Genomic DNA, 16,152 nt, shown 5'->3' with positions numbered 1-16,152 from the left:
GAATTCCCCATTTTGAAACGATAAACCAGGCCCCACAACGGAAAAGGTCACCATGAGTGCGACGTGACTCATGGTGACCTTGGTGTTCCATAAATCCAACCGAATCACTGACTTAGTAGGGAAGAAGGCAGGTATGGGGGATGGGGAGAGCCCATGCACCAAATCCATCGTTGCTCATGCAATTAATCCTTCCATCAGTTTATTGAGAGGAAAGAATATACTCAGAAGCCTCTTTCAGTGAAGGGAAAATATGATTAGCGCCGTATTGGGGAGATGAGTGATGTGCTAAAAGGATCGTCTTGCATCCTGCTTTCCGTCCGGCTTCGATGTCGACATCACGGTCCCCGATCATGTAGGACTGGTTGAGATCCAAGCCATGTTTTTCTGCAAGAGCCACAATCATCCCGGCTTCCGGTTTTCTGCAGGAACAGCCTTCCTTCGGTTTATGAATACAGCATGACACTTCTTCTATTCTGCCGCCTGCTTTCTCAATTTCAGCCACCATATGATCATGGATTCTGTCGAGCTCTCCTTTCGTCAGATAGCCAAGGCCGACGCCGCCTTGATTCGTGACAACGTATAGAAGGAACCCTGATTGAGATAACTTCTTGACCGCTTCCGTCACACCTTCCAGGAAATAAAATTGACTTGGCTTATTTACAAACTTCACTCTTTCGGATTTTACCTCATTGATGACCCCGTCACGGTCAAGAAAAATTGCTTTTTTCATCATCAAACCTCCAAATTCGATAAAATTCTCCAATACTCTCACTTGCACTGTCGTTTTCTGCGGTTTCCGAGGAAATAATGACAGAATAATCTGTCATTTAAGAAGGAAGAGGGACGGACCTCGAAAGCCCGTCTACATCTTTTTAATGAATACTACTTTTAGATAGTCGCCCTGCCTGTATTGACTGATTGTTCTGAAGTCCTCGGGAAGCGTGTATTCTTCCAGAATGGTATATTTCTCGTCAGACTCTTTGAAGGCAGTTTCAATGAATCCTTTAAATTTCTTCATATTGAATGTACTGCAATTTGTCGACGCGACGATCACACCGTTTTTCTCGGTAATCGCGATTGCTTCTTTGAGTAAATCCTTATAATCCCTTGCAGCGCTGAAGGTATGTTTCTTCGAACGGGCGAAACTTGGGGGATCAAGGACGACCAAATCAAAGGAAAGCTCTTTCTTAACGGCGTATTTAAAGTATTTAAATACATCCTCGACGATGATATTCTGCGCTTCATAATCGATTCCATTAATGCTGAATTGTTCGATCGTCTTACTTAAACTGCGGTTGGCAAGGTCAACGCTTGTCGTTTCCACAGCACCGCCCAGGGCTGCATATACTGAAAAGGCTCCTGTATACGAGAAGGTATTCAATACCCTTTTTCCTTCAGAATACGAATCACGGATTCTTTTACGGACTTCCCGTTGATCGAGGAATACACCGACCATGGCGCCATCGTTTAAATAAATGGCAAATTGTACGCCGTTTTCTTTCACAAGAAGGGGGAAGGATGGGCGGATTCCTTCAACGAAATCATCTTCCTCCACGTATTTACCTTCTTCGGCAAATCTCTTTTTCTGATAGATGCCTTTATAATCGGTCAAATTTTTAATGGCCTGAATGACATCTTCTTTAAAGGAGTAAGCCCCTTTGGAATACCATTGGACCAGATAATAGCCATCAAAGTAATCGATCGTGATGCCGCCAAATCCGTCACCTTCACCGTTGAAAACCCTGAATGCAGTCGTATCTTCACTGTAAAAGAAATGGAGGCGCTGATTAATGGCAGCCTGAAGTTTTTTTTGAATGAACGCTTGATCAATGAGTTCTTGTTCTTTCCAGCTTAGGAGCCAGCCGATTCCCTTGTTCTGTTTACCGGCATATCCTTTCGCTATAAAGCGATTTCGTTCGTCAACGAGGGACAGGATTTCTCCTTCCTGTATGTGGTCGGACGAACCCATCACATTCTCTTTATTTAAGAGGGGGAAGCCCTTCTGGAATTGTTGTATGTATGTCGGGTTTGCTTTCATCATTCTTTCTTTCGTCAATCTTCTCATCCTAACTCATAGGTATAGTCTTGTGTAGTATAGAACGTTAAAGACTTTTACGCAACTGCACAAAAAAGCTTCCCTGCTCTGATCGACTGTCGATGTGAACAGGAAAGCCTTTTATTTACCCCAGAGAAAATCTCCGACAAGACGGTCGACCTTGATCGTTTCATGGAGGCCGCTGTGAGAAATGGAGGGGTCATACACAATTTTCGTTTCATAGGACTGACCTTCAAAGAATGAAGAACTTCCAAGTGCGCTCGGTACATTTACTACATCATCACCAGATCCAGCGATGGACAAAACCTGGATGTCCCCGGGGATGAGGTTTCGGTTGAGATACATCTCTTTCAATGCATGAGATTGAGGTTTTAAGTCAATCACCGCTTCGCCTGTATTGATTTGCCCGTAGGATTCCTTCGTCACGCCAAGAAATGGGGTAGCGATGGTAATGAATTTATGGGTTTGAGGGACGAAGTTTGCATGACCCGTATCTTCAAGATATTTTGTCGATGCAAGCCCTCCCATGGAATGAGCCACAATATTGACAGATTCCACATCAAAGCGGTGATGCAGGAGCTTCATCGCATTTTCAAGCCAGAGGGCCTGTTTATCTAAAGAAGCTCGATTATCTTCAAATATGACTTGGACAAGGGGAGGGGAGACAGGGTTTCTCGGAAGGGTTCCCCTGTACGAGACACTCCCTTTTTCCGAAACGGTGATCACCAATGTTTTTTGGCCCCAGCCGTGCTGATTTTCAAACCGGTCAAGCATCGTCCTGAAGGAATTGTAGGTGCCTTTGTAACCGTGAACGAACACCGTCGGATATTTTTCAACAGCCGAGAGGGGTTTTTCACTCGATTCAACATGGGACGTCCGGAATATTGTATATAAAGTGAAGAAGCCGATGAGAAAAAGGCCGCTCCAGAAAAAAGTTCGTTTTGTGATGAAAGACAAGGATCATCGCTCCTTAAATAAGTATATTACCATTGTAAAATATTCGTGAAGTATTGAATATGTTAAAAACGAAATTTATTTGTCATATTTCGTGTAATTTTTACCAATTCATATTATGAGCTGAATTTTCCCATAAGAAAAAGGCTTAAATGCATATTCAAGCCTTCTTCTTTAGTCTTCCTATGTGATCCTTATCTTAAACCCAATCACCGGATTTGAAGATCGGTTCAATACTGCCGTCTGCTTTCTCTCCATCAATATCCAACTGATCAGATCCGATCATGAAATCGACATGGACCATGCTTTCATTAAAGCCGACTTCCTTCAATTGATCTGAAGTCATTTCTTTTCCGCCCTCGACACATACAGTCAGGGCTCTGCCCAATGCGATATGACAAGACGCATTTTCATCAAATAGCGTATTGTTGAAAATGATGTTGGTGTTTGAAATTGGGGAGTCATGTGGCACTAATGCCACCTCACCAAGATACGATGCACCTTCGTCTGTCTCAAGCAGGTTCTTTAACGTTTCATACCCTTCCTCTGCTGTGAAATCTACCACTTTTCCTTCCTTGAAGGTAAGGGAGAAGTTCTTAATGAGCGTTCCGCTGTAATTCAAAGGTTTAGTACTTGATACAACACCGTTCACACCGTATTTATCAGGGATCGTAAACACTTCCTCGGTTGGAAGATTCGGGACAAATGGCGTGCCTTTATCATTTGTGAACTGGGCACTGATCCATTTTGTCTCTGGACGGAATTCAATCGTCAGGTCTGTGCCCGGACCTTTATAATGAAGCTTCTTATATTCTCCGTTATTCAAACGGGCTGCATTTTTGTTCAGGTGGTCGATATGGGCTGTCCATAATTCAACAGGATTCTCTTGATCTGTCCGGGTCGTGTAGAAGATGTTCTCCCATAGTTTCTCGACAGCTTCCTGGTCATCCAATTCCGGAAAAATCGTCTGTGCCCATTCCACGGTAGGGATCGCTGCGATCAACCAGCTGATCTTGCCTCCTCCGATATAAGCAGAAAAATCTTTCATGGCAGATGCAGATGTTTTATTGAGTATTGCGGCCCTGGCAGGGTCGGTATCCCGAAGAAGGGAAGGGTTCGGAGCAGCAAGGTTTAACAGGGCAACATTGTTTTCTGCCATTTCGATGTAGCCTTTTGCCTTCCATTCAGGGAAAGCTTTCAATCCTTCCTCGGAAGACTTCTCCAGGCGGATTTTCTTCAGCTCTTCATCATGGAAGTCGGTCAGCACGTACTTTGCACCGGCTTCATACGCTTTATTGGTGATGAGACGTACAAACTCGTAGGATGTGACCGGGGCTGAAATTAACAGCTCCTGATCTTTCTGCAGGTTTAACCCCACTTGTACAATCAAATCAGCATATCTCTCTAAATTCTTCTCAAATGCTTGATTCATTCAAAATCCCCCTTAATATGTATTCATATCTAACTATATCTCTTTATTCAGAAAATTTCATTGATAAAGTTCAATATTATTACCCGTTCCTTCAAATCGACAAAAAAAGAACTGGTCCACACACTGGCCAGTTCCTTTTCTTCTACAATTTACTTGAGAAAGGCGGGAATTCCTCCTCATTGGAATGGATGACAACCACCCCGGCAAATGCCACAGCAGTAAGACTCATGACGATGAATAATTTCTTTACGCTCTTCATTGTTTTCACCTCCTTAAATGATCAGCATCTCTTCATAAATCTCATTCGCTTCGTTGAGATAAAAGGCTGCAGGTTTATATTTTCTGACCATCTGATAATATTGGCCAAGGTATTTCGCGTATTCAGCATATAATAGAAGGGAGCCGTTCCTTTTGAAGAAGGGAAGACAATATTCTTTCATGAACAACTCAAAACCGTTTGGGAAATCATTCATCGCAAACTGATAATATGATAGCTGATAGAATTTATCAGGATATGTATCCTCTGAACAGAGTGATAATCCTTTTGGCAGCCAGTGACACACATGCTGATACTGGTTCAATTTATAGTATTCCTTCACGAGGGATAGAATGGAGAATAACTTCCCTTCTAAGTCGCTTTCTTTTAGCTCGATACTCTTCAAGTAATGTCCGATCGCTTCTTCGCTCTTGTTCATGAATGATTTTAGATACCCAAGGTTTTGCTCGACTTTGGCGAGCAGCCCGTTATATCCGATCGAACGGGCAATGAACTTTGCCCATTCATAATGCTTCATGGCCTGCTCTGCGTATCTTATTCTCCGGTAGCAGATGCCCAGCAGTAAGTGAACTTCGGCACACCGCTTCTGAAAGTAAACGCCCTGAAAGATGGAGAGGGACTTTTCTCCATAAAAAATGGCGAGCCTGTATTGATTCAAGCGGCTTAGAACGAGGCTTGACAAGTAATATAAATCTGCCCGTTCTTCTTCATTCACCACATTTCCAAGCACGTAATAGGTCTCAGCTTCCTTCAGTTCCGCCTGTGCTTGCTCATAGTCTTTCAGCAGGTAATAATAATTGCCTCGATATTTGTGAAAATAGAACTTTAATGTATCCGTCAGCTCTTTATAATGGATGAGTGAATCATTCATCTGCTGGTGGGCTTTTGGCAGATCATGCTTCAATAAGTGCAGGCGGAAACAAAGAATGCGGTAAAATAAGTGGGGAACAAGGTCATCCGTTTGTTCCAGCTCACGTTGAATGTGCTGGAACGTAGAGCCTTCAGGATTACCATGATTCCATAGAAGTTCATGATTCCATGTTTCGAGAAGCTTATTCAAGCGGTTGGGATTATCCGAAAGATTACTCACGCCTAGGCGCTCGCACAATGATTCGATGATGTCCGGCGAAGGTGTGACCTGATTGTTCTCAAGTTTGGATAGATAGGAAATAGACATGATGCCTTTACATAGCTCTTCCTGGGTTAATTTTCTTTTTAATCTGTGGAAACGGATTTTTGAACCGATCGTCATTGGACACTTCTCCTCTTACGGGGCGATAGACTCTGTCACAGGGACGAGTTTACTAAAATAGTATCACATCCTCCCTCGAAATGTTTTGAATATTCCTATAATTATAATTTTATATAGGTCATTTGGAACATGGCGCCTGCTTTTTACCAGCATGACCCTCAGCTTTGTTATAATGGTTCCATCAGTCAGCAATAGGGGGAGAATGCAACGTGATAGATTTAAGAAGTGATACTTTGACCAAACCAACGGAAGACATGAGAAGGGCCGCTTATGAGGCAGAAGTCGGTGATGACGTATACGGTGAAGATCCAACCGTCCTGAAGCTTGAGAGAGAAGCAGCCCGGATTCTAGGCAAAGAGGAAGCGTTATTCGTCACGAGCGGAACGCAGGGGAACCAGATTGCCGTACTCACTCATACGAGACCCGGCAACGAAATCATTTTAGAAGAAAACTCACATATTTTCTATTATGAATCTGGGGCGGTTGCGGCACTTGCAGGGGTCCAGACGAGGACCATCAGGGGTGAGAATGGCGAAATGGATCCCAGTGATATCAAAGCAGCCATTCGCCCTGAGGATCAGCACTTTCCGGAAACAGGGTTGATTTGTATAGAAAATACCCATAACCGGGCAGGAGGGGCCATCGTATCACCTGAGAACATGCAAGCGATCCATACAGTTGCTAAACAATATGGCATTCCTGTTCACGTTGATGGTGCAAGGCTTTTCAATGCCGTGACGGCAAGCGGGAGGGACGTAGTGGATTTCACGCAGCATTGTGATACCGTGCAGATCTGTTTATCTAAAGGATTAGGCGCGCCGGTGGGGTCGATCATTGCAGGTGATCAAGCGTTTATTTCCCGTGCGAGGAAGTGGAGAAAGAGATTGGGCGGAGGATTGAGACAGGTCGGTATGATTGCTGCCCCTGCATTGGTTGCACTCACCTCCATGAGAGATAGATTGGGAGAAGACCATGAAAAGGCAGCCGTATTAAAGCAGGGACTGATGGCGTGCACCGGAATTCAAGTGATCAATTCAGTGGATACGAATATTGTCGTAGCTGATATATCTGGAACGGGACGATCCGCAGAACAGTTTGTAGAGCACCTGAAAGAGAAAGGCATCCTTACAGTCACATTCGGCCCGACCCTTGTCCGCTTTACGACCCACTACGATGTGACAAAGGATGACATCGATACAGTGGTCAATATTCTTCAAAGGGAATTTAAATAGGGGTTGGGATAAAACGGTGCTCGTAAACAGAAAATCCGAACGAGTGATTTATCGTAAATCTACTCCGTTCGGATTTTTTTAGCTATCACTTCTTATATGTATTTAGCAGGTTCCAGCTGTTGATTGGAGTGCAAGGCGGAGACTCCTAAGGGAAAAGCGGGGTAGGTGAGACCCCGCAGGAGCGAATAGCGACGAGGAGGCTCACCGCCGCCCGAGGAAAGCGAAGCCTTGCACGGAAATCAACAGCGGCATATCAAAAGAATAGCATTTTTTACAGTTCGGGTTTTGAGAATGAGAGCATCGTTATGTCCCAACCTCTTCTATTTCATTCTTTCATATCAAGTTTTTTGCCATGATGGGGATGCCATCTCATCATATAGCCGTTTTCTTTTAACTTTTTGTGTTTCTCTTCCATCATCGCAAGCACTTTATCTCCCTGCTCTTTTGAAAACACACCGTACTCGACATATTTTTTCACGAGTTCTTTCTTTGTGGCGAACATCTGGTCATGTAATTTGCCAAGCTCGGCTTTTTGTTCGGCCGTTAAATTCACCTTTTGCTCTGTGTTCTGTCCTACTGCTTCAACGCTGCCACATACACCGAGGCTGAGCACACACACCGCCATGATTGAATAAATTATTTTCTTCAAGTTCATTCCTCCTTATCATCATTTCCAACATATTATTTGCATGATACTGGCAAAATATGTGGGAGTAGACGATGAAGAGGGGAAATTGATACGATAAGAAGACACAGTACATAAGGGGGCTTTATGATGATCAATAAATTTTTATCCAGCATCGGGATCGGCCATGTAAAAGTAGATACCATTGTGCATACACCGGAAATTTCTTCAGGTGACCGGATTATCGGGGAAGTCGTTTTAAAGGGCGGGATGGCAGATCAGCCCATCAACGAGATAGAATTACTGCTTCTTCATAAATATGAAGAGGACAAGAAAGACAGTGACTTTTCTTATCACGAAAAAGAGTTGGACACCATCTCCATTGATCATATCGGTACCATCCTTTCAGGTGAGGAAAAGAGGTTCAATTTCGAATTTCCAACCAAGATGGATCATCCTAAAACGACTGATACCGATCAAACCATCCTGAGGACGAGGGTCGATATTCCACAGGCAGTCGATCCGACAGATGAAGACAGCATCCATGTAAGGTAATGAAAAGTGCGGGTTCTGAGTGAATCCGTACTTTTTTTATTGTTCATTCATGTAAAATGCATATTGTAATCCATAATATCCCATTGTAAAATGTAGTAAGCGTGTACATTCTAAAAATTCAGACTATATTTGAAGCGCTTATATCATTTTAACGGGAGGGATTTTTTTTGAGTGGAATATGGCTTGCGGTAATGGGGGGCATCGTATTTATTTTGGGGTATAAGTACTACTCCAAGCTGATTGCAGAAAGAGTGTACAGACTGGATCCAAATTATGTGACGCCTGCTCATCAATACAAAGACGGGGTGGATTTTGTCCCGACAAATAAATTTGTCCTCTGGGGGCATCATTTCACCTCCGTGGCAGGGGCTGCACCGATCGTCGGTCCGGCAATCGCTGTCTATTGGGGATGGCTACCGGCATTCCTGTGGGTCATCCTTGGTACTGTGTTTGCAGCAGGGGTGCATGATTTCGGAACCCTTGTCCTGTCGGTTCGAAATAAAGGACAATCTGTAGGATCATTAGCCAATAAACTGATCGGAAAAAGAGCCAAGGTGTTGTTCTTATTCATAATTCTCATTCTGGTCTTAATGGTCAATGCCGTATTTGCATGGGTCATTGCGAACCTGTTCATTACATTTCCGGCCAGCGTCCTATCTGTATTCATCCAGATACCACTTGCAGTCTGGATCGGCTATTCGGTGTATAAGCGAAATGGCAGTATGTTGTTACCTTCAGTCATCGCCCTTGCCGTCATGTATGCCTCTGCAGTCATCGCAAGCAGGGTAGAATTTCTCCAGATCGATTTAGTCCGGTATTTCGGGGGACAGGAAGCATCATCCCTTTTCGGATTAAGTTCGACCAGTATGGCATTCATGGTTTGGATTGTCATATTAATGATCTATGTGTACATCGCTTCGATCCTTCCGGTTTGGAAGTTATTGCAGCCGCGTGACTATATCAATTCACATCAATTGATCGTTGGTCTGGGCCTGCTCTATCTGGGGCTATTATTTACAAATCCTGAAATCACTGCGCCAATGACAAATTCATCCGCAGATGTCTCATGGTTCCCGTTATTATTTATTACAATCGCATGCGGTGCCATTTCCGGCTTCCACGGCCTCGTTTCTTCAGGCACATCATCCAAACAGCTCGATAATGAAACAGATGCCCGCTTTGTCGGCTATCTCGGTGCAGTGGGAGAGGGTGCACTTGCATTGATCGCCATCATTGCCTGTATCACGTTTTTCCCTAATGTGGCTGAATTCAAAGCAACATACAGCGGATTTGCAGCAGCAAGCGGGGCAGGCCTGGGGGTATTCATCAAAGGTGCCGGCCAACTTGCGACAGGGGTTGGCATTCCTGCCGATATTGCTGCGACGATCGTTTCTGTCATCATTGTAAGCTTTGCAGCGACTACATTAGACTCATCTGTCCGTTTGATGCGTTATATCATTTCAGAGCTGGGTGAAGAATATAAGGTTCGACCGTTAACCAAAGCTCATGTTGCGACATCGGTGGCTGTCGTATCCAGTGCGGCACTTACCCTCTTACCACAAGGTCCGAAAGGTTTCGGTTCAGGGGGATACCTCCTATGGCCGCTGTTTGGCACATCCAACCAGTTACTTGCCGGGATCAGTCTGCTTTTGATCACCATCTGGCTGAAACGGCAAGGACGAAATTACTTTGTTACATTAATCCCAATGCTTTTCCTTATGTTCATGACACTATGGGCCATGATTCATCAAGTCGTGTTTGAATGGTCCGGCACAGGAGAGTCAGAAGGGAATATGCTGCTATTCATCTTTGGAAGCATTATTTTGATATTCACTCTGTGGATCTTAATCACTGCAGCCTCGTCCTTGTCTAAAAAGGGTGATGACCCTTCCCAATTCTCAGCGTAATCAAGGGGGACTCAAATTGGGTCCCTTCTTTATATACTGCATGTTAAGGAGGAAATGAGATGGAAACATCTTTGAAGGAAAGATTCAAGCAGGTGATCGAGCTTTATGATGAAATCATCCGACTTCCCCACAAAACGGAAATAGCCCGGGAACTGAGGGATGAAGATGATCTTTTTCTACTTTTGCTTTATTCCGATATGATCGGGATCCCCAATCCTGTGTACTACTATACACTCGAACTCTACCCTTATATGATTGAAAAATTTCACGACTGGCATATCCGGATGGGGATGGAGCATTCTCCATTGGACGGAATCAGATGCTGCTGACAGGAAGAGAAAGGAGAGAGCTTGATGCATGATCTCAATCAACAGTCTATTATCTTTGTAGGTGGAAAAGGCGGCGTCGGGAAATCGACGACTGCATCGGCTTTAGCCGTGATGTTTGCGAAAGCGGGGAAAAAGACGCTAATCGTTTCCACTGACCCTGCCCATAATCTGGGAGATATTTTCCACCAGGACATCCAGGGGGATAAGACATCATTAAGGGATCATTTGTGGGGGGTTGAAATCAATCCCGAAACAGAAACACGGCTTTATATCGAAGGGGTGAAAGGTAACCTGAAGGGGATGGTCAAAGCCACGATGATAGATGAAGTGCATCGTCAGATCGATATGGCTGCTTCTGCACCGGGTGCCGAGGAAGCCGCCCTTTTCGATCGCATCGTCTCCATCATTCTTGAGGAAAGTTCGGAGTTTGATAAAATCATTTTTGACACTGCTCCAACCGGACATACTATCCGTTTATTGACACTTCCCGAACTGATGGGGGTATGGATGGACGGGATGATTGAAAGAAGGAGGAAAACCAATAAAAACTATTCTCAGCTCCTCAATGACGGCGAACCGGTGGAAGATCCGATATTCGACGTATTACAGCAACGGCGGGAAAAGTTCTCGAGAGTTCGATCCATCTTACTGGATCATAAAAAGACAGGATTCATTTTTGTGCTCATCCCTGAAAGGCTTCCAATTCTTGAAACCCAAAAAGCGATCGACATGATGTCACGCCATTCATTGCATATCGGTGGATTGGTCATCAATAAAATCCTGCCAGAGGATGCTGACGGGGGCTTTTTGAAAAAACGGAAAGCACAGGAAGAAGTGTACCTGGAATTAATGGAGAATACATTCACTTCTCAGCAATTGTACCGGATTCCACTGATGGAAGAGGATATCTATTCCATACAGCATCTCGAGAGATTCGCCGGTTATCTTCAAAAAGAAGTCATGATCTAACTTCATCGATGTGCATCTTTATTGGTTTATTCAAAAGGGATGATGCCTGCTTTTGTCGAAGTAATCATTGAACAGTGATCAATGGGAGATGATAGAATGCTTCACCAACAGTCAGGAATGTCGGGCGTTCTTTCAATAAAGAAAAGGGAAGAAACCCAAAATCGATGGTTGTTTCACCGGCTCAACACCCTTTTGCCATCCATGATGAAAAAGCACAATCTTGATATGTGGATCATCATCGGCAGGGAATATAATGAAGATCCCATTTTAAAAACCCTCTATCCTTCAGGGATTGATGGATCAGGAAGGCTCACCATCCTTGTTTTTCATATGCATGATGGAGAACTGAACAGATCGGTCATTCACCAAAATCCGAATTTCGAACCTTTTTATGAACGGATCTGGGTGCCGTCAGAATGTGATCAATGGGAATGTTTAAGGAGATTGGTAAAAGAAATGAATCCCGATACCATCGGATTGAATTATTCTTCAACATTTGCTGTATGTGACGGTCTGAGCCATTCCAATTATCAGCAATTGGATGTCCTGCTTTCTGATTACGCTCACACATTCGTTTCAGCTCAGTCGCTCATTGTTGATTGGCTGTCTGTCAGATCCTCCAAGGAGTTGACGGCTTACCCGGCCATTGCTGAACTCGCAAGGAAAATAGCAGGGGAGGCTTTATCAAGTGAAGTGATTCACCCGGGTATTACTACGACAGAGGATGTCGTCGAGTGGATACGGCAGAGGGTACTCGATAAAGGATTGGAAACCTCTTTTTATCCGACAGTGGATATCCAGAGAAGAGGTGCTGCAATGGATCGTTTGGAAGGGGAGATCATTCGATGGGGGGATATCATTCATTTGGATTTCGGTATCAGATATCTTGGTCTTGCAACAGACACCCAGCAGCTTGCTTATGTGCTTCACCCGGGTGAGGAAGATGCGCCGAGAGGTCTGCAATCAGCCCTTGAAACTGCAGTGAGATTTGAAGACATTGTCGCAGGAGAAATGAAGGTGGGAAGGACAGGGAATGAAATTTTTGATGAAGTAATGAAAACGGCCGCTCAGGAAGAAATCAAAGCAATGCTATATTCCCACCCCCTCGGGTATCATTGTCATGAAGCAGGGGCACTGATCGGATTATACGACCAACAGGGAGATGTGCCCATTAAAGGAGATTTGTCGCTTACCGCAGATACATGCTACGCGATGGAATTCAATATAAGACAATATGTGCCCGAATGGGACCAGGTTGTACCTATTTTCCTCGAAGAGCCCGTCGCCTTTATACAGGATCGCCTTCATTATATGGCGAAAAGACAAACGGAATTTTACCTTATATAAGAAAGAACTGATCATGTGTTGAGCTGATCAGTTCTTTTTATGCACTGGGAGCCCGTTCAGCCCGGAGAACGCTCTTTGAAAAAGAAGAAGATACAAATTGAAAAAAATTTAAATACCCCCTTGACTATATACCTTATAGGGTATATTATTATACATGTAGCAAGAAAACAACAAGCTAATTGGAGGTGTCTTTATGGAATACAATTCACAAATCAAAAATCGGATTAAGCGGGTTGAAGGGCAGCTCCGTGGAATTGTCCGGATGATGGAGCAGGGGGAAGATTGCAAAGATGTCATCACGCAGCTTTCAGCAGCCAAAACCGCACTGGATCGTTCCGTAGGCTTGATTGTCAGCATGAATCTGGTGGCATGTGTAAGAGATTCACAAGAAACCGGGGAAAGTACAGAAGAACTAGTGAAAGAAGCAGTCAATTTATTAGTGAAGAGCCGATAAGAAAAAGGTTGACATCTTTTTTTATATCATCTAATATACCCTTATAGGTATTATACATTTTATTTAGGAGGAATTATGAATGAACGCAGATAAAGTATTAGACGCAAAAGGTTTAGCATGTCCTATGCCGATCGTGAAAACAAGAAAGGCAATCAAAGAAATTGAATCAGGTCAAATCCTGGAAGTGCAAACAACGGATAAAGGTGCAAAAAGTGACTTGACAGCATGGGCGAAGTCAACTGGTCATGAATTGGTACAATCAACAGAAGAAGCAGATGTATTCACATTCTGGATTAAAAAAGGCTGATTTTTTTTGCCGGGAAACATACCCCGGACAGTAATTAGGAGGAGATAACATGTCAGAGACAAAAACAACGAATATTATTCTCTTTAGTGGAGATTATGATAAAGCAATGGCAGCATACATCATCGCAAACGGAGCTGCAGCGTATGATCACGAAGTAACGATCTTCCATACGTTTTGGGGATTGAATGCATTAAGAAAAGAAGAAATGGTTCCTGTGAAAAAAGGATTCATGGAAAAGATGTTCGGTAAAATGATGCCTAAAGGCGCTGACAAACTTGGATTATCCAACATGAACTTCATGGGTATGGGACCAAAGATGATCAAGGGTGTCATGAAGAAGCATAATGCGATGCCTTTACCGGACTTAATCGATATGGCAAAGGAACAAGACATTAAATTGGTCGCATGTACGATGACGATGGACTTACTCGGCCTGCACAAGGATGAGTTGCTCGAGGAGATTGAGTATGCAGGAGTTGCTGCATATCTAGCCGATGCTGAAAATGGAAATGTTAACTTGTTCATCTAATTTTTTTTGCAACGAAATATACCCTAACAGGTAATTGGAGGTTACACATGATGAAGACGATTGAATCAAACTTTGTATTAGATGCGAAAGGATTGGCGTGTCCGATGCCGATCGTAAAAACAAAGAAAGCCATGAAAGATCTTGAAGCTGGTCAAGTAATCGAGATCCAGGCTACAGATAAAGGTTCTAAAGCAGATCTGCAGGCATGGGCGAAAAGCACTGGCCATGACTACCTTGGTACGATTGAAGAAGGCGACGTCCTGAAGCACTTCGTACGCAAATCAAGCGGTGAGGATGCATTGGAACGCAAACATGAAGCAGTGACAGATAACGGAACACTTGCAAGCAAACTAAGCGATGAAGATACAGTCGTAGTAGATGTTCGTGAAAAAGCTGAGTATGCTTTCAAGCACATCCCTGGAGCGGTTTCCATCCCACTTGGTGAATTAGACGAGCGTGCGGAAGAACTGAATAAAGATAAAACGATTTATGTTGTGTGCCGTACGGGTAACAGAAGTGACATGGCAGCGCAGCAATTATCACAAAAAGGATTCACCAATGTGGTCAATGTTGTGCCAGGCATGAGCGAGTGGAACGGAGATGTGGAATCGGACATCGAATAGTCCGTGACAAACATTTATCATAAGCAATGTAAAATCCGGGGACAGCTTTCATCCTAGCTTTTTCAGAAATGAGGGCGTCCTCCGATATAACCAATAAAGAGAGAGAAACTGGAGGGGAATGCAATGGCGGTTAAAGCAATGAACACAAAAGAAGTTGCACAAAAAGTAATGAATCGGGAGAAATTATTCATCCTGGATGTTCGAAATGTAGATGCTTTTGAAGATTGGAAAATTGAAGGTGAACAATTCGAATATTTAAATATTCCATACTTCGACTTACTAGACGGTGTAGAAGAAATCATGGATCAACTTCCAGAAGATCAAGACATCCTTGTTGTCTGTGCGAAAGAAGGATCTTCCATCATGGTGGCTGACATGCTTTCAGAAGAAGGTAGAGATGTTTCTTATCTTGAGGGAGGTATGAAAGCTTGGAGTGAGCACTTGGAACCAGTTAAGGTCGGCGATCTTTCTGACGGCGGGGAACTGTATCAATTTGTACGCTTAGGAAAAGGCTGTCTTTCTTACATGGTCATTTCCAAGGGAGAAGCTGCAATCGTGGATGCTACCCGTATGACCGATATCTTCACTGATTTTGCAGAAGAAAAAGGAGCTGTCATCACACACGTGTTCGACACTCACTTGCACGCTGACCATATTTCCGGTGGTAGACAAATTGCTGAGAAAACGAATGCCACTTACTGGCTGCCTCCGAAAGATGCAGAAGAAGTAACATTCAAATACGCAGCACTTGAGGACGGGAATCATGTGGTGATCGGAGAAACTACGATTGACATCAACGCACTCTATTCACCAGGTCACACAATCGGATCCACTTCATTTGTCATTGATGAAAAATATCTACTATCCGGTGACATCCTGTTCGTTGACAGCATCGGCCGTCCTGACTTGGCCGGGAAAGCTGAAGATTGGGTAGCCGATCTTAGAGAAAGCCTGTATTCTCGTTATAAAGGTCTTTCAATGGAATTGACTGTCCTTCCTGCACACTTCATGATCATCGATGAATTAAATGACAACGGTTCTGTAGGCGAGAAGCTTGGCACATTATTTGCCAAAAATCATGGTTTGAACATTGAGAGTGAAGAAGAATTCCGTAAATTGGTTTCTGAGAATCTTCCTCCACAACCAAATGCCTACCAGGAGATCCGTGAAACAAATATGGGGAAAATCACCCCTGATGAAGAGAAACAACGTGAAATGGAGATCGGACCGAATCGTTGTGCCGTCCGCTAAGGACCCGCTCGCATACGTTTGATCCTACGGGAACTCGCCTGGTGCGGTTCCCG

Annotated in this window: 17 protein-coding genes; 11 read left to right on the top strand and 6 right to left on the bottom strand. The window is 43.8% G+C overall.

The features are described 5' to 3' along the window. Positions 1-199 precede the first annotated feature (199 nt). The 5 genes from KH172YL63_RS10235 to KH172YL63_RS10215 form a co-directional block, all read right to left on the bottom strand. Positions 200-730, bottom strand: coding sequence for a D-glycero-alpha-D-manno-heptose-1,7-bisphosphate 7-phosphatase (locus tag KH172YL63_RS10235; protein ID WP_173106003.1), 531 nt, complete (start codon positions 728-730; stop codon positions 200-202). Positions 731-862: 132 nt separating this feature from the next. Continuing rightward, entirely contained in the window at positions 863-2,056 is a 1,194-nt protein-coding gene (locus tag KH172YL63_RS10230) for a class I SAM-dependent rRNA methyltransferase (RefSeq protein ID WP_442858761.1), read from the bottom strand. A 120-nt stretch (positions 2,057-2,176) separates the two neighbouring features. Then, positions 2,177-3,013 carry an alpha/beta hydrolase gene (locus tag KH172YL63_RS10225; RefSeq protein ID WP_173106002.1) on the bottom strand — a complete coding sequence of 279 codons (837 nt, stop codon included), beginning with the start codon at positions 3,011-3,013 and terminating at the stop codon, positions 2,177-2,179. 196 nt (positions 3,014-3,209) lie between these two features. Continuing rightward, the gene (locus KH172YL63_RS10220; protein ID WP_173106001.1) at positions 3,210-4,442 is read right to left on the bottom strand and encodes an aminopeptidase; all 1,233 of its coding nucleotides are present in this window, start codon (positions 4,440-4,442) and stop codon (positions 3,210-3,212) included. Positions 4,443-4,714: 272 nt separating this feature from the next. Next, entirely contained in the window at positions 4,715-5,971 is a 1,257-nt protein-coding gene (locus KH172YL63_RS10215; RefSeq protein ID WP_173106000.1) for a helix-turn-helix domain-containing protein, read from the bottom strand. Positions 5,972-6,180: 209 nt separating this feature from the next. Here KH172YL63_RS10215 and KH172YL63_RS10210 point away from each other — a divergent pair, with 209 nt between their 5' ends. Beyond that, positions 6,181-7,203 carry a threonine aldolase family protein gene (locus KH172YL63_RS10210; RefSeq protein ID WP_173105999.1) on the top strand — a complete coding sequence of 341 codons (1,023 nt, stop codon included), beginning with the start codon at positions 6,181-6,183 and terminating at the stop codon, positions 7,201-7,203. Positions 7,204-7,528: 325 nt separating this feature from the next. Here KH172YL63_RS10210 and KH172YL63_RS10205 read toward each other — a convergent pair whose 3' ends face one another. After that, positions 7,529-7,852: a DUF2680 domain-containing protein gene (locus tag KH172YL63_RS10205; protein WP_173105998.1), complete on the bottom strand. Its 324-nt coding sequence runs from the start codon at positions 7,850-7,852 to the stop codon at positions 7,529-7,531. A 126-nt stretch (positions 7,853-7,978) separates the two neighbouring features. Here KH172YL63_RS10205 and KH172YL63_RS10200 point away from each other — a divergent pair, with 126 nt between their 5' ends. The 10 genes from KH172YL63_RS10200 (at position 7,979) to KH172YL63_RS10155 (ending at position 16,099) form a co-directional block, all read left to right on the top strand. Then, positions 7,979-8,383, top strand: a complete 405-nt coding sequence (locus KH172YL63_RS10200; protein WP_173105997.1) for a sporulation protein — start codon at positions 7,979-7,981, stop codon at positions 8,381-8,383. A 167-nt stretch (positions 8,384-8,550) separates the two neighbouring features. Beyond that, positions 8,551-10,290, top strand: a complete 1,740-nt coding sequence (locus KH172YL63_RS10195) for a carbon starvation CstA family protein (RefSeq protein ID WP_173105996.1) — start codon at positions 8,551-8,553, stop codon at positions 10,288-10,290. Between the two features lie 59 nt (positions 10,291-10,349). Continuing rightward, a complete protein-coding gene (locus tag KH172YL63_RS10190; RefSeq protein ID WP_173105995.1) occupies positions 10,350-10,619 on the top strand; it encodes a cory-CC-star protein in 270 nt (89 codons plus the stop codon). A 24-nt stretch (positions 10,620-10,643) separates the two neighbouring features. Beyond that, complete coding sequence (locus KH172YL63_RS10185; protein ID WP_173105994.1) at positions 10,644-11,588, top strand: ArsA family ATPase; 945 nt, start codon at positions 10,644-10,646, stop codon at positions 11,586-11,588. A gap of 96 nt (positions 11,589-11,684) precedes the next feature. Beyond that, positions 11,685-12,935: a M24 family metallopeptidase gene (locus KH172YL63_RS10180; protein WP_173105993.1), complete on the top strand. Its 1,251-nt coding sequence runs from the start codon at positions 11,685-11,687 to the stop codon at positions 12,933-12,935. 193 nt (positions 12,936-13,128) lie between these two features. Continuing rightward, positions 13,129-13,389, top strand: coding sequence for a metal-sensitive transcriptional regulator (locus KH172YL63_RS10175; protein ID WP_173105992.1), 261 nt, complete (start codon positions 13,129-13,131; stop codon positions 13,387-13,389). A gap of 79 nt (positions 13,390-13,468) precedes the next feature. Further along, positions 13,469-13,696, top strand: a complete 228-nt coding sequence (locus KH172YL63_RS10170; protein WP_173105991.1) for a sulfurtransferase TusA family protein — start codon at positions 13,469-13,471, stop codon at positions 13,694-13,696. Positions 13,697-13,745: 49 nt separating this feature from the next. After that, positions 13,746-14,225: a DsrE/DsrF/DrsH-like family protein gene (locus KH172YL63_RS10165; protein WP_173105990.1), complete on the top strand. Its 480-nt coding sequence runs from the start codon at positions 13,746-13,748 to the stop codon at positions 14,223-14,225. A 50-nt stretch (positions 14,226-14,275) separates the two neighbouring features. Next, positions 14,276-14,848, top strand: coding sequence for a sulfurtransferase TusA family protein (locus tag KH172YL63_RS10160; protein WP_173108126.1), 573 nt, complete (start codon positions 14,276-14,278; stop codon positions 14,846-14,848). Positions 14,849-14,971: 123 nt separating this feature from the next. Then, the gene (locus tag KH172YL63_RS10155; protein WP_173105989.1) at positions 14,972-16,099 is read left to right on the top strand and encodes an MBL fold metallo-hydrolase; all 1,128 of its coding nucleotides are present in this window, start codon (positions 14,972-14,974) and stop codon (positions 16,097-16,099) included. Positions 16,100-16,152 lie beyond the last annotated feature (53 nt).

Origin of the sequence: Bacillus sp. KH172YL63 (genome assembly GCF_011398925.1) — a bacterium.
Taxonomy (GTDB): domain Bacteria; phylum Bacillota; class Bacilli; order Bacillales; family Bacillaceae_B; genus Rossellomorea.
Note: the sequence above shows the minus strand (reverse complement) of the source record. Positions and strands in the feature narration are given on the sequence as shown.

Coding starts and splice junctions, on each gene's coding strand:
- KH172YL63_RS10165 (WP_173105990.1), top strand. CDS start 13,746: ATGTCAGAGACAAAAACAACGAATATTATTCTCTTTAGTGGAGATTAT.
- KH172YL63_RS10180 (WP_173105993.1), top strand. CDS start 11,685: ATGCTTCACCAACAGTCAGGAATGTCGGGCGTTCTTTCAATAAAGAAA.
- KH172YL63_RS10155 (WP_173105989.1), top strand. CDS start 14,972: ATGGCGGTTAAAGCAATGAACACAAAAGAAGTTGCACAAAAAGTAATG.
- KH172YL63_RS10175 (WP_173105992.1), top strand. CDS start 13,129: ATGGAATACAATTCACAAATCAAAAATCGGATTAAGCGGGTTGAAGGG.
- KH172YL63_RS10190 (WP_173105995.1), top strand. CDS start 10,350: ATGGAAACATCTTTGAAGGAAAGATTCAAGCAGGTGATCGAGCTTTAT.
- KH172YL63_RS10220 (WP_173106001.1), bottom strand. CDS start 4,442: ATGAATCAAGCATTTGAGAAGAATTTAGAGAGATATGCTGATTTGATT.
- KH172YL63_RS10185 (WP_173105994.1), top strand. CDS start 10,644: ATGCATGATCTCAATCAACAGTCTATTATCTTTGTAGGTGGAAAAGGC.
- KH172YL63_RS10215 (WP_173106000.1), bottom strand. CDS start 5,971: ATGACGATCGGTTCAAAAATCCGTTTCCACAGATTAAAAAGAAAATTA.
- KH172YL63_RS10235 (WP_173106003.1), bottom strand. CDS start 730: ATGAAAAAAGCAATTTTTCTTGACCGTGACGGGGTCATCAATGAGGTA.
- KH172YL63_RS10200 (WP_173105997.1), top strand. CDS start 7,979: ATGATCAATAAATTTTTATCCAGCATCGGGATCGGCCATGTAAAAGTA.
- KH172YL63_RS10160 (WP_173108126.1), top strand. CDS start 14,276: ATGAAGACGATTGAATCAAACTTTGTATTAGATGCGAAAGGATTGGCG.
- KH172YL63_RS10170 (WP_173105991.1), top strand. CDS start 13,469: ATGAACGCAGATAAAGTATTAGACGCAAAAGGTTTAGCATGTCCTATG.